A 13,602-nucleotide genomic window follows, 5' to 3' on the forward strand; every position below is an offset into this window, starting at 1 on the left:
CGGATCAGCCGTCCGGCCCGACAACCTGGAATGCCGCCCAGACCGAAGGATGGGCGAAACTGACCGCCCCGCCATCTGCCGAGGTATCGGCCACGACCTTCTGCAACGACCGGCGGAGCGCTTCGGACACCGGGCCATTTGTGCTTTGTGGCGACACCATATCGGCCACCAGCCGGGCGGAGACATCGTCCCGGATCTCCCAATGCGTCACCAAAAGCCCGCGCGCCCCTGCATAAAGGAACCCGCGCGCCAGCCCCGTCAGCCCCTGCCCCCCGATGCCCCGGCCCGCCGCGGTGTTGCAGGCCGACAGGATCACAAGCTCCGCCCCCAGCGACAGCGCCGCCGCCTCGGTCGCCGTAAGGAACCCGTCGCGTGACGGATCGGGCCCGCCGGGTCCGGCGGCCAGCGCGATCGCGGCCTCCTCCAGCCCGGGCAGCTGCCCGCCGGTCAGCCCATGTGTCGCCAGATGAAGGATGCGCGCCCCGGCCAGCTGCCCGGAACGGTCCAGCGCGATCAGCTGGCTTTCGCTGGCCCCCGCTCCAAGGAACACCGAACCCGGCCCCGCCCCCAGCGAAACCGCGACATCCCGGACCTCGCGCCCCGTCCCCGGCAGCTGCGGCAGAAGCCTGAGCGATGACCGCTCCGGCGCGGATTGAAAATCCGGGTCGCCAAACCCGATATAGGTCCCGCCGGCAGTGTCACGCGCGCCCCCGCGATCGGACAACATCGAGACCGCCGGCACGATGGCAATCGCTTTGTCCAGCCCCAGCCAGGACAGGGCGCGCAGGTCGTCGGGCCGGCTTACCGCCGCGGGCGCGGGCGCAGTGACCAGCGCGCCAAACGGCAGGCTGAGCAGCGCCCCCTGGGGCGAGATCAACAAACGCTCCTTGCCCAGCAGTGCCGACTGAATCTCCGCCGTCGGAAACAGCGCCTTGAAGATGTCATGCGACAGCTCGCCGTCAAAGGGCCGCGCGCCCCCACCGGCCTCCTGCGGGGCGCTGACCGGCGCGCGCAACACGCCACCGTCTGAACCCAGAACCGATGTGCGGAAGTCCCGAACAGCCTCTGACAGCACCCTGTCGGTGACCTGCAGGCGCGACCAGCTCATCCCCTCCCGCGTGACGACAAAGACAAAGCCCACGAAATCCATGGGCTGATTGACCCCCGGATCGGTATAGCCCGGCGTGATCAGAACCAGCGCCTCTTCCGGCGCCAGCATCGGAGCGCCCCCTCCGCGCCCCTGAAGCTGACCGGCGGGAACCGGGCCCGGGTTGATCAGGTCGAAATATTCAGGAAACGACACCCGCAGATCGTTCAGCACCGCCCGCCGCCGCAGCTCCAGCTCCGATTTCCGGGCGAGCAGAGCCTGAGAGCCGGCGGTATCGCCCGACAGCCCACCGGCAACCTGCCGGTCCAGCCGGTCGAGCGCGCGCCGCAGCTCCTCGTATTCCTCCACCAGGGGCGCCAGACCGGCCCGGGCTGCACCAAGTCGCCCCGATGCCTGCGCAAAAGCCACGCTGGAGGGCCCGAGCCCCAGCACCTGCGCCGCCTCGAACGCCTCTTCCCGCAGCGCGGGATCGGGCGCCACCTGGTCAAGATGCCAGGCGGCCTCCATCTGGCTCCAGGCCACCTGCATGGACTGATGCAGCAGGCGCCGCCGCTCTGCCTCCGCGATCAGCCCGACCACCGGCCCGGCCTCGGCCTGCCGTCGCCGTGCCTCCCGCGCATAGGCCAGCGCCTGATCCGGCGCCTCCAGCAGATGCGCCGTCACGAGCTTGTCGAGGATATCGATCGCATGGGACGACGCGGGGCCAAAGCGCCGCTCCGCCTCGGGCCGCAGAAGCTGCAGCAGACGCACCGCCGCGTCGTTCTGGCCGTCATAGAGAAGCATCGAGGCGAAATTCATCATGCTCCGCAATTGCAGCACAGGGTCGGGCACACGTTCCGCCACGACCCGCATGAGCGCGATGGCCCGGTCCTCCTGCCCCGCCTCGAAGAGCAGAGTGGCCAGATTGGAAAACGCCTCGTCCACAAAGTGCGAGTCTTCCCCGCCCGCGTCAAAATACCCGGCCAGCGCCTGCTCGATCTCCGCAATGGCCTGCTCTGTCTCTCCCGTTTCCGCGTAGGTCATGCCGATATCGTGGCGCAGTTTCGCCAGCATGCCCGCCCCGGCGCCCATCGCTTCGAACCCGGCGAGGGACCGTTGCAGGACGCTGCGCGCCTCGGCCGGGCGGCCCACCGCCTGAAGCGCCAGCGCATATTTCTGCATCGCTATCAGAGTGACATCTGCATCGGGCCCGTATTTGCGCTGTATCCGCCCCAGCAGTTCGGTCTGCACCGCCAGCTGTTGCGACCCCGCGCCCTGTTCCCGGTAGCTGTCGGCCAGTTTCTGCAACGCATCCAGCGTGTCGGTCCCATCCGGACCCTTCAATGTCTCGCTGATCGTGACGACCCGTTGCAGCCAGGGTATCGCAGCCCCGAACTGACCGGCCTCGAAATATCCATCCGCCAGAGCGCTCATGGCCCGCAGCGTATCGGGGTGTTCTGGACCGAAGCTCTCTAACATGAGCTCGGCCTGAACCAGCCACGGTTCCGGCATCTCCGCGACGCCGGGACCTGCTCTAACCATATCAGCAAATCCAGACAACATGCTCACGACCAGCTGATCGGCTGGACCAAGAGCGGACAAACCATCGCGCACGGCCTCGGCCTGCAGCCGCCAGCCCTCTTCTTTCTGTCCTTCCAAGAAAAGGAAATGAGCCAGATTGTTCTTGGCCCGCATCGACTGTTCTTCGCCGGAAAGACCTGTCTCACGGTAGCCATCCACGGCTTTGGACAGCACGGCGATTGCCGTATCGCGCTGTCCCGCTGCGAACAGCAGGTCCCCCAGTTCGACCACAACGCTAAGGGTTTTTGGGTGCGTATCGCCCAACTGCGCCCGCATCCCCCGGAGCGCATGAGCCGCCAGGGGAATGGCCTCTTGCCCGCGTTTCATCTTCGCCAGAATCGTCACCAGACGCGCCACGCTATCCAGCGTTACCGGATCGTTTTCGCCCAATTGTGCGACGTCATCGCGCAGTACGTCCCGCGACAGGGCTTCCGCCGCCGCGATCTGCCCCTGATTGGCCAGACGCTCGATCGCGCGGTCCTGCGGCCGCATCTCTTCCGGGCTGGCCTGCGGGCCCGGAGGTGGGGCGGCCTGTTGCGCGACGGCAACCGCCGGCCAGGCCCACAGAGTGAGCATGACGCAGACCGCCCGCAGCAGCGTTGCAATCCAGTGGCGCACCCCGTGTGTCCCCCGCATGACTTTGCCCGTCCCGGACAAAACGCAAATCAACCCGGGGCAACATCGCACAGAGCATGTCACAGACCAAGGCACTCGCCGACCCGCACCGCCCCCGGAGCAGTCAAGGACAACGACAGGCGCGACAATTTAGCGACCTGCCCCCCCTGTTGTCCTGCCCCCGGGTCGCCTATCGTCGAACCGGAACGCGCGCTGACCATCAAAGGATATCTGATGACACGACATCTGACTGTTGCCGCCCTGATGGCGCTCCTCAGCACGCCGGCCCTGGCCGACAGCCATTCTGCAGGCGATGCTGCCAAAGGCGAAAAGGATTTTGCCCGTTGCAAGGGCTGCCACATGATCGCCAGCCCGGAGGAAACCCTGGTTCCCGGCGGCAAGCTGGGCCCCAATCTGTACGGGGTCATCGGACGCCAGGCTGGCAGTCTCGATTTCAAATACGGCGCCGACACCGTGGCCGCCGGCGAAGCCGGACTGATCTGGACCGAAGAACTGCTTGCCGAATATCTGGAAAACCCCAAGGCGTTCCTGGCCAAAGTCCTCGACAAGGGGTCGGCAAAATCGAACATGACCTATCGTCATCGCAAAAACCCCGAAGATGTGGCGGCCTATCTGGCCACTTTCGGCAACTGACCCTTCCGGCGGGGCCCGGCCCCGCCCCCCACAGCGGACCGCGTGATGAAAACCCAGTTTGACGCAGAACTCGAAGACCGCCTGACACGCTATGCCGCCATCGACAGCCAGAGCGATGCCCTCTCCCCCTCCGCCCCCAGCACGGCGAAACAGCTGGATCTGCTGAGGCTGCTGAAATCCGAGCTGGAGGAGATGGGGGCGCAGGATGTCACCCTCACCGATTACGGTGTGGTCTTGGCCACTATTCCGGGGACGGTCCCCGGCCCGACAATCGGCTTTCTGGCCCATGTCGATACAGCACCGCAATTCAATGCCTCCGGCGTCGTGCCCCGTGTGATCCGGGGCTATAACGGCGGCGACATCACTTTTCCTGACAATCCCGACCTGGTCCTCTCGCCGGAAGACAGCCCCTATCTCGTGGAAAAGCAGGGGCATGATATCATCACCGCCTCGGGCCTCACGCTGCTGGGTGCCGACGACAAGGCGGGCGTGTCCATCATCATGACCGCCGCCCGCCACATGCTGACGACGCCCGGGCTGAAACACGGCCCGCTGCGCATCGCCTTTACCCCGGACGAGGAAATCGGCCGCGGCGTCGGGTCTGAGCTGCCGGCCGATCTGGCCGCAGATTTCGCCTTTACCTTCGACGGTGGCCGGGTCGGAGAGATTGAATATGAAAGCTTTTCCGCCGATGGCGCCGAAGTGCGCATCACCGGCGTCTCCATCCATCCCGGATATGCCAAGGACCGGATGGTAAATGCCATACACCTGGCCTCGAAAATCATCGCCACCCTGCCCCAGGCGACCCAGACGCCCGAAGTGACCGACGGCCGCGAGGGCTTTATCCATGCCACAGAGATGACCGGCGGCTCCTCTGAAATGGTGATCCGGCTCATTCTGCGGGACTTCGAACTTGACGGGCTGGAGGCCAAGGGCGCCCTGCTGCGCCAGGTCTGCGCCGCCGTTCAGGCGACAGAGCCGCGGGCGACAATCACCTGCGACATCCACCCCCAGTATCGCAACATGAGGTACTGGCTGGAAAACGACATGACCCCTGTCGACCTGGCCCGCGCCGCCACCCGCGATCTGGAGGTCGAGCCCGTCTCGGCCCCGATCCGCGGTGGCACCGACGGCTCCCGGCTGACCGAAATGGGCGTGCCGACGCCGAACCTGTTTACCGGCATGCAGAACATTCACGGACCGCTGGAATGGGTGTCGGTTCAGGATATGGGCTTGGCAACCCGGCTGTGCCTTGGCATCGCGGAGCGCGCCGCCAAGGCCTTTTGAAGCACAAATGCACCGTAAGGGCATTCGGCAGAGAATAGTTGCCGGCCGGCGGCATGCCATTCGGCAGGAATACGCATTTCATTAATATGAGTGGTGCACCTGGGCGGACAGAGTTCGCAAGCGCCGTCGCGCTCAAGTAACGAAGTGGTAGCGCATGAAAAAGTGACGCGCCCAAGCGGACAAAACTCGAACCGGGACAGCTCTCGCGGTTTTTCCAGAACCGCTGCCGCTCTGGTCTGCTTGTCAGATGGAGGCCACTTTCCTTCGGAAAGTGTTTGGTGCCCGGGGGCGGGCTGCCTTAACGGCTTAATATCAATCGATTAGCTCATAGTGGGACATTCGAACTTCCCGCAAAAATACAGGATAATTGTCCGAAAATGTCCCACCTCTTATGGCGCCATTGTTCCCCGGAGCGAATCTCCGTTTCTCAAGGTGTCGATAGCAAGGCCTAACCCTTGACAAACCAGTCATGCCCCTTCGTGCTACCTTGGTAGCCGTGGTATCGGCTAAGAAAGCCGTGCAGCGCGCCCTCATACTGCGACAGTATTAGGATAGCATCGCTATACTGTGGTAAAGCCTCGTCGTCTAAGAGATCAAGATACCGGGCTTCCGGCTCATCCTTGATGAATCCCTGAATATCTTCCAATATCCGATTGATGAATTTCACTTTACTCTCGCTCAAAGTTTCCGCGGGCTTCTTCATTCCAAGTGCTTTGACCTCTTTCACGAGATGATTGAACGGTGAGGCAACTCCGTCATATGCGCGTGCTTTTTGTTGTGTCGTATATTCTTGCATATCATTTGGCCCTTATTTTCTTAGGTGGTGCAGCGCGAATATACTCGCCGTCGTTCAAAACATATTTCCAGTGATCGCCCATCACCTGAACGATATTATCAGCCCTGTATCTCTCCAGCTCTTCTAAATATGCGGTAAGAACAAGTGTAGCATCACTGTTGCTTGGCACGTCGTCTAAGTCGAATTCCTCGAAACCATCTATAGGCTTGTATCCCTGAGCCAAGATGGCATTGGCAGAGGTCAAAGCCGCGTTAAGCATTCTTAGCTTAAATACATTCAAGCCATCGTTATTGGACTTCTTAGCTAAAAGAGAAATTTCTCGATGCAATCCCTGTATCTGGCCTGAGACTTTTTCGAGGGTCTCTACATCACTGCGTTGCATTCGCATCTCCTAACTCGGGCACGCCCGCGTAAAATCTACGTACTTTTTCTTCACCACATCCAATGGCAGGCGTTGCTTACTCTCAAACAGCTCGACCATCTGCGCAAGGTCTTCATCCAAAAGGGTAATGATACTGCGCCGCTGTCCTGCCCAAAGATCAATCGTGTTCTGGAGTCGAGCCTTGGTAAGTCGGTTCCGCGTCACCAACACGCCAAACTTCCCAAGACTGTCCGTCATGTATCTATTGATCTGATTGACGTGATCGCGGCTAATCGCGCCCACATTCTTCATTTCAAATACGATTTGACGTGCATCGTAGAGTTGCAGAAGCTCTTCCAAAAAAGGATGCGACCGATTGTTGTAGAAAACTAGGTCCCTGATCTGTGAACCGCTCTCAGTCCGGCTCTGCGCGGCGGCAAAGTCGAGCTGTGGATATAGAAGCGATGGGAGAAGTTCACAGACTGCGTCCTCATAGTCTCGATCTGCATTGTTTGTTTTTCCAGTTGGCAGACCCTGAATCAATTTGAGCTTTCTGCGAGCCGACACAATCGGAATCTGTGAGAACAATGGGTCGTTGTAGCAGTCCGCAAATGTCCGCTCTTTCTCTTTTACGTAGGCGTCGATAACGCCAAAATTTTCCCGATTGTAAGCCAGGACCTTCACTCGTTCGATCTTGTCGGGATCATGAGATATATCATCAAGTGGACAATGGGCTCGGAAATAGTCATCGTAGCTGATCCACGGAGTGAAACGGAGCCAGCGTTTCGGAACTAGGATAAGCGGCTCCCCGGTCTCGGGATTGACAGGCAGCTCAATGCCTTCTGCCCTTTCAAAGGCATTCTTCCTATAGTCGTAGAGGTCTGGAATAGTTGATGGCCGCAGCGGCAGCCCGATGCGATTGCACTCGTCAATCGTGAAGTCGATCAGAAAAGACTTTAGGAAATTACAGGCAATATCGCTAATTCGGTCCTTGGAGATTCCATCGACAAAAAATTGTATTTCTTCAAAATGCCGGAATCCGTTCTTCTGATAATTCGGTATACGCTTGAAAAGCTCAAGAATTTCAATTGCTTTTTCTCGCCCAATACGCTTGCCTTGGCGTTTGGCTGATGACCCCAACCCCACCTCGTCACATTCAGTCGCCCTTATTAGCGTGTCAATTGCGACTTCTGAATCGCCGCTGTTATAGGTGTACCCCATGTGATTAAACGCATTGATAATGCCGGTATGTGCCATTTGATCAGGTTGTGAGGGAGAGGCCCACAATAGGAATGGATCGACATAAAGAGGTATGTCCTCATTGAAATGCGGGATAGCAAACGGCAATTCGGCTTGAGGTTTCAATATGCCATGAAAATCGGTTAAGCGGGGCGATATGAGCAAATTTGTTCTTTCTCACATAGTGGAGGCCACCCAAAGCATATCTTGTGGGTTAGGCGCTGGCAACCAGCAGGTCTGGTATTCGCACCCTGCGGCGTAGGTGGGCATGCTAAACGCTTGGTTCCGTTGGCACCTATCATCCGCGCCTTGAACGCTTCCGGTTCACGGGTAGCCCTGAACTGCCTGAAGGAGACGGTCCGAGCCCTTGGTGCTATCTTCTTTCGTAATCTCGAGATGCCTAGTCGACAAAAATGACTTGAAGCGACGCACCCCGAGCGTCTTCCCCGCGCCCCGCTGGTGTCCCCGTCCTTCCCCGCCCCTCCCCCAGTTTGGTACTGCCGTCCCATAACTTGTGCCTGCAGTGAGAAGTGAGACAGCGAAAATGAACAATCTTGGGGAGGGCTGGGGAGGTCTGGGGAGGCAAAAGTGGGGTTCGGGGAGGGGGTAATGTCGGGTAAAATCATTTTACAACAGTACCTTGTAGTATCTTCTCTTGATATAGGGGAGATGGGGAGGGGTATATAACGCATACGAGAAAAGCACCTGTAGCAGCATATTTCTCGGAGGAAGGTGCTAAGCCTCCCCGGGTGCCCCGGCCTCCCCCGACCGGGAAGGCTAACGAAAGGCCTAAGCGGTCTTGGGTCCTTCCTGTTGGTTGTGACGTGGGTATATTCGCGCCCCGTTGCTCAGGATGAAGTTGCTTGCTGGCGACATGGGCTTTTCGATTGGGGTTGTTGTTGATCGCTTTGCCGAAAGTAGATTGCTGCCATACACCGCCATTTCGTTTGCACTGGAAGGCGTCTGCCCCGCCCCAATGGTAGGAAGCACTCGGTCCTGTTCTTAGTGTAGCGGCTGGGGAGTGTCGCACTCACGGTACTGCAGGGGTGCGGGGGGCGACTGGCACTGTCTGGTGGAGTCGGCCGCAAAGTATGACCCACGATTTCTGTCCGCACGCTCCCCGGATTTGCCGAGATAGCTCCTTGGACCGGGCGCGGGTCGCAAGTCACCAAGGGCGCCAGGTGTCCGCATCTCCTTCCCTCTCGCAGCTGGCGTCAAAACCTCGTTTTCCTTGACATGACGGCATAAGTCCCTTAGATTGGTTATCAACAATAATGGGGTGCGAGTCAAAATGAAGCCGAACGAGACCAAAAAAATGTATCCTCTGCAGCCGATCCTGGAAACTCTGGGGGTGACGCCTGCGGCTTTTCACCAGCACGTTTACAAGGGGGTTCTGGCCACCCCCTTGCAAGAGATCACCGAGACATCGCTGGTCTCTCAAATATCAATCCCTATGCGTGGCACGGGCGTTGTCCGCGATGGTGGTCGATTTATCACTTGGGATGGTGCCATCGGCCTGGGGGTGTTTTTCCGCCTGATTTCAGGTGGTGTCCCATCTGCCCAAGCGTTGCGCATAGCGCAAACTTTCATTTTTCTGGGCGAGACGGGGAACCGAGATCGAGCCTTTGCACCTGGAAATCCTCGACCTGCTGGGCAGGTTTTCCCAGGACCTCACGACACCATCGTCGCCGCGATTTCTGACGCCTCGACCCTAGAGAAGCTGGTGAAGGGGGCGGGCGACGGGTTCGCCTTTGTCCCTGGGCCAGACCTGAGTTCCGACCTTCTGGCTGAATGGCTGGGCGAACGGGATGCGGACAGTGCGCCGGTTTGTTTGGTCAATCTGTCAGAGTTGATCGCGGAAATTCGGGCTGGCGCCGAGGACCTAAACTCCGTTGCAATCGATGTAGAGTATCTGCCCGGAACCCCGGCCCAAGACTGGCCAGACCGTCTGTTCGATCCGGTGGTGGCTTTCCTTTCGGAGCATGTGGATCGCGATCCACGCGGACGCACCTCCGCCCTTGATTTCCGGCTGGCGTTTTCTGCCTGGTATGTCCGTTGGAAGGGCGACCCGATTGCGGATCGAGGAAAACACGGCCGGGGCCTCAGTTCAGTATTGGGCGAGGCGCTGGCCGATCTCGGCGTTCGAAAGATGAAATCGAACGGAAAACTGACCTTTGCAGGCATTGAGTGGCGCGAAACCCCGGCCACGCAGGCCCTGCTATCCGATGCTTTAGGGCAGGAATAATCCTGCCCACTCATCCTTCCCCGCCGATCACGAACCCCCAAAGGAACCCGTTAAATGGATACCAAAACCACCACCCCAACCCCGATCGCTACTGGCCCCCTTGGCCGCGCGCATGTCGTGGCCGCTTGCCTCGCAGTTCTAACGCGCGAGGTTCATGGCGCTGGCCTCGAAAAGCACGACGCCTTGGACCTGTTGCGGGATGCGCCGGACAAGATTGACGCCGCCCTGACGCGCGGCCCTGGGGCGCTGGTGGTTTACCGCCTAGACCGTCGCGGGGCGCGGGGTGTGGTTAGTGACAGCGAGTCCTGCCTGGGGCGTTTCACGGTCGCCGCCGAACAAGAGGGCGCACCGCTTTTCGGGTTCTGCCCCGGCGCGATTGCCGAGCTGGCCGCCCATATCGACGCGGGCGCAGCGTCTCTGAAAAGGGATGCCTGATCCATGAAACATGAGCGTTTTGCGGATTTGAAAAAGCCTGCCTTCGGCCCGCAGGTTGCGGCCGAGATGAAGATGGAGGATGGGGAACGTACGATTCTCCTGTCCTTCTCAAGCGAAATTCCAGTCCTTCGGGATAGCCCGATGGGACCGGCCTATGAGATTCTGGGGCATGATCCGAGCGAGGTTGACCTGTCACGGCTCAACGGCGGATCGGCCCCGGTCCTCAAGGATCATCGGCGCAACGTGGACTCGATGGTTGGGACGGTCGTTTCCGCCCGGATCGAGGGTCGCCGAGGCCGCGCGGTTGTGCGGCTGTCAGACACACCAGAAGGCAGCTCCATGCTTGCCCGCATCAAGGCGGGCGAAGTGCAATCGGTGTCGGTGGGTTACGCCGTCCATGAGCTGAAACCGGCGGGCGAACACAAGGGCTATCCGGTGTTGCGCGCCACGCAATGGGAAGCGGTCGAGGTGTCACTCGTCGCGGTCCCGGCAGACCCCACGGTCGGGGTCGGCCGGTCGCTCTCGGGCGGTTCTTCCGCGTCCATCCCTCATTTTCCGAAAGGTTCAAACATGACGACACCCACCACCACGACGCAACCCCAGGCCGCCCCGGCGTCTGGTTCCGTCAATGCCGAACGCCGCCGCGCGTCGGAGATTTCTGCCCTGGGTCGCAGCTTCAACGTGCCCGCCGAGGACGTGGAAAGCGCCATTGCAGACGGACTGTCCGTGGACGCCTTCCAGCGATCTATTCTGGACAGCATGGGCAATGAAACCGCGACAGTAGGCGCTACGCGCAGCCGCATGGGCCTGCCCGTAATCGCAGCGGCCGAACGGTCCTATTCGCTGTCCCGTGTCGCCCACGCCCAGGTCACGAATGACTGGTCCCAGGCAGGTTTCGAGCTGGAAGTGTCCCAGGAGCTGAAAGGGCAGATCGGCCGCAGCGCCTCGGGGACCTACGTTCCCACGGCCGCTTTGGCCGGACGCAACCTGGTGACAACCGGGACTGCGCCGTCGCTGATCGGCACCCAGCAGATGCACGACGCCTTTGTCGAGGTCCTGAAACCGCAGGTGCGGGTCATGGAGCTGGGCGCGACCGTTCTGCCTGGCTTGGTTGAAAACGTGTCGATCCCGCGCCAGACGGCCGGGTGTTCCGCCGAATGGATCGCGGAAAACAGCGAGGCGACCGAATCGGCCCCGGCTTTCGACGCGGTGACGCTGACCATGCATCAGCTTTCGGCGCATACGCGGATTTCACGCCGCCAGCTCAAGCAAAGCCTGCCCGCTGTGGACCAGATACTCACCAATGACCTGCGCGCCCAGATCGCGGTCGCCCTGGACAAGGCAGCGATTGCCGGGACCGGCGTTGGTCCCCAGCCCACCGGCATTCTGAATATCGCCGGTATCGGTGACGTGGCGATGGGAACGAACGGCGATTTCGTCACCTGGGCCAAGCTCATGGAGCTGGTCAGCACCGTGGAGTCGGCCAACGTCGATCCCATGTCCCTAGGCTTTCTGTCCAACCTCAAGGTCAAAGGCCACCTCATGTCCACGCCCCGTATCTCGGGGACTGATACCATGATGCTGGACCCGGACGCCGCGGCCACGACCGAGGACCTGCGCCTGGCCGGTTACAAGGCCCGGTTCTCTGGCAACGTGCCGTCCGACCTCACCAAGGGGACCGGGACCCAGCTTTCGGCCGTGATCTTCGGGGCCTGGGCTGACCTTCTGATCGGCCAGTGGGGCGGTATCGACCTGATCGTGGACGATGTGACGGAAGCCGCAAAAGGCAACGTCCGCCTGGTGGCGCATTCCGAATGGGACATTGCCGCCCGCCACGCGGAATCTTTCGCCGCGATCCAGGACGCCCAGACCGTCTAATCGGCACCTACGGACAAACGCTCGCCCCTTCTACGCCGGACCTGGGGCGGGCAAACTATTCACATTCTGCACCAGAGGTCCCGATGCTGCACGCCGCTTCCAAACATTTCATCAACGCTGTGCCGTTACCGACCCGGCGTGGGTTATCGAGAGTTGAAGCGGCCGAGTATATCGGCGTTGGTGCGTCAAAATTCGACGCAATGGTCTCCGATGGGCGGATGCCAAAGCCTAAGAAGATTGACGGACGTCGGGTATGGGACGTCCGGTCCTTGGATCGAGCATTTGATGCTTTACCCGGTGGTAAAGACGCGGACCACAATCCTTGGGATGAGTAGGGGCGGGGGGAGACCATGAAATTCAGATTGAAATATGTGGTGGAGGACACCGAAAGGCACGGCAATGTCCGCCTGTACTACCGGCGACATGGCCGCAAGATCAGGCTGCGCGGCCCGGCCGGGTCGCCCGAGTTCCTAGCGGACTACAAGGCGGCCGCCTCCGGTGCCCTCGAGGCCCCCAAAAAAGAGCAAGGACCTGGGCATGTCGTACCGCGCAGCATTCGGTGGCTATGCGTCCAGTATTACAAGAGCGCGATGTTTAAGGAATTGGACCCCAGGACCCAGAAGGTCCGGCGCGCGATCCTTGAGAGGTTTTGCCAGCACAAGAGCGACGGGGACAAGCCTTTTGCGCTTCTGTTGCCCAGGCATGTCCGTATCCGCCGGGACGAAATGTCGGACCGTCCCGAGGCCGCCAACGGGATGGTGAAGGCCCTGCGCCAGCTTTACCGGTTTGCCTTGCGCTATGATCTGCACGACGACAACCCGGCGGAAAAGGTCGAATACCTTAAGGGCAACCCGGACGGCTTCCATTCCTGGACGCTGGACGAAATCGCCCGGTTCGAGGAAATCCATCCGGTTGGGACCCAGGCGCGGCTTGCCCTTGCCCTGGCGATCTACACCGGACAGCGCCGTTCGGACCTGGTTCTTTTCGGCCGCCAGCATGTCAGGGACGGATGGCTTGTGTTCACCCAGCACAAGGGGCGCAATCGCAACCCCGTTCAGATGGAAATTCCGATCATTCCTGAGTTGCAGCGGATCATTGACCAGACACAAACCGGTGACCTTGCGTTCCTGGTCACGGCCTTTAACCGCCCATTCACCTCAAACGGCTTCGGCAATCGTTTCCGAAAATGGTGCGATGAGGCGGGCTTGAAAAAGTGTTCGGTTCACGGGCTACGCAAGGCCGCCGCCGCGCGCCTGGCGGAGTTGGGATGCACCGAACAGGAGATCATGGCGATCACCGGCCATCGAACCAGCAAAGAAGTGACGCGCTACACTAGAGCGGCGAGCCAAAAGACCCGCGCCGAAAGCGCCCTTCGCCGCCTGTCAGGAGAACAAAGCTAAGACAAAAGTGTCCCACCTTTTCCC

Annotated in this window: 10 protein-coding genes; 6 read left to right on the forward strand and 4 right to left on the reverse strand. The window is 60.5% G+C overall.

Features of this window, described 5'->3' with window-relative positions:
• Positions 1–4: 4 nt before the first annotated feature.
• The gene (locus tag ACRARG_RS06060; RefSeq protein WP_432689093.1) at positions 5–3,304 is read right to left on the reverse strand and encodes a CHAT domain-containing tetratricopeptide repeat protein; all 3,300 of its coding nucleotides are present in this window, start codon (positions 3,302–3,304) and stop codon (positions 5–7) included.
• 213 nt (positions 3,305–3,517) lie between these two features.
• Between ACRARG_RS06060 and ACRARG_RS06065 the strand changes: the two genes are divergently transcribed.
• Complete coding sequence (locus ACRARG_RS06065; RefSeq protein WP_432689094.1) at positions 3,518–3,937, forward strand: c-type cytochrome; 420 nt, start codon at positions 3,518–3,520, stop codon at positions 3,935–3,937.
• 45 nt (positions 3,938–3,982) lie between these two features.
• Positions 3,983–5,224, forward strand: coding sequence for a peptidase T (gene pepT / locus ACRARG_RS06070; RefSeq protein ID WP_432689095.1), 1,242 nt, complete (start codon positions 3,983–3,985; stop codon positions 5,222–5,224).
• A gap of 448 nt (positions 5,225–5,672) precedes the next feature.
• On the opposite strand, the gene ACRARG_RS06075 is transcribed toward pepT, so the two are convergent.
• From ACRARG_RS06075 to ACRARG_RS06085, 3 genes are read right to left on the reverse strand one after another with little or no spacing between them, the layout of a single operon-like run.
• Positions 5,673–6,020, reverse strand: coding sequence for a hypothetical protein (locus ACRARG_RS06075; protein WP_432689096.1), 348 nt, complete (start codon positions 6,018–6,020; stop codon positions 5,673–5,675).
• A 1-nt stretch (position 6,021) separates the two neighbouring features.
• Positions 6,022–6,402, reverse strand: coding sequence for a hypothetical protein (locus ACRARG_RS06080; protein ID WP_432689097.1), 381 nt, complete (start codon positions 6,400–6,402; stop codon positions 6,022–6,024).
• Between the two features lie 9 nt (positions 6,403–6,411).
• On the reverse strand, positions 6,412–7,785 hold the full coding sequence (locus ACRARG_RS06085; protein ID WP_480381972.1) for a DUF8370 family protein: 1,374 nt from the start codon (positions 7,783–7,785) through the stop codon (positions 6,412–6,414).
• Positions 7,786–8,911: 1,126 nt separating this feature from the next.
• Between ACRARG_RS06085 and ACRARG_RS06090 the strand changes: the two genes are divergently transcribed.
• The 4 genes from ACRARG_RS06090 to ACRARG_RS06105 all read left to right on the forward strand — a co-directional run bounded on the left by ACRARG_RS06090 (position 8,912) and on the right by ACRARG_RS06105 (position 13,578).
• Entirely contained in the window at positions 8,912–9,865 is a 954-nt protein-coding gene (locus tag ACRARG_RS06090) for a hypothetical protein (protein WP_432689099.1), read from the forward strand.
• Between the two features lie 54 nt (positions 9,866–9,919).
• Positions 9,920–10,300: a hypothetical protein gene (locus ACRARG_RS06095; RefSeq protein WP_432689100.1), complete on the forward strand. Its 381-nt coding sequence runs from the start codon at positions 9,920–9,922 to the stop codon at positions 10,298–10,300.
• Between the two features lie 3 nt (positions 10,301–10,303).
• A complete protein-coding gene (locus tag ACRARG_RS06100; protein ID WP_432689101.1) occupies positions 10,304–12,178 on the forward strand; it encodes a phage major capsid protein in 1,875 nt (624 codons plus the stop codon).
• A 350-nt stretch (positions 12,179–12,528) separates the two neighbouring features.
• Complete coding sequence (locus tag ACRARG_RS06105) at positions 12,529–13,578, forward strand: tyrosine-type recombinase/integrase (RefSeq protein WP_432689102.1); 1,050 nt, start codon at positions 12,529–12,531, stop codon at positions 13,576–13,578.
• Positions 13,579–13,602 lie beyond the last annotated feature (24 nt).

It is taken from the genome of Pseudooceanicola profundi (assembly GCF_050897955.1).
GTDB lineage: Bacteria > Pseudomonadota > Alphaproteobacteria > Rhodobacterales > Rhodobacteraceae > Pseudooceanicola.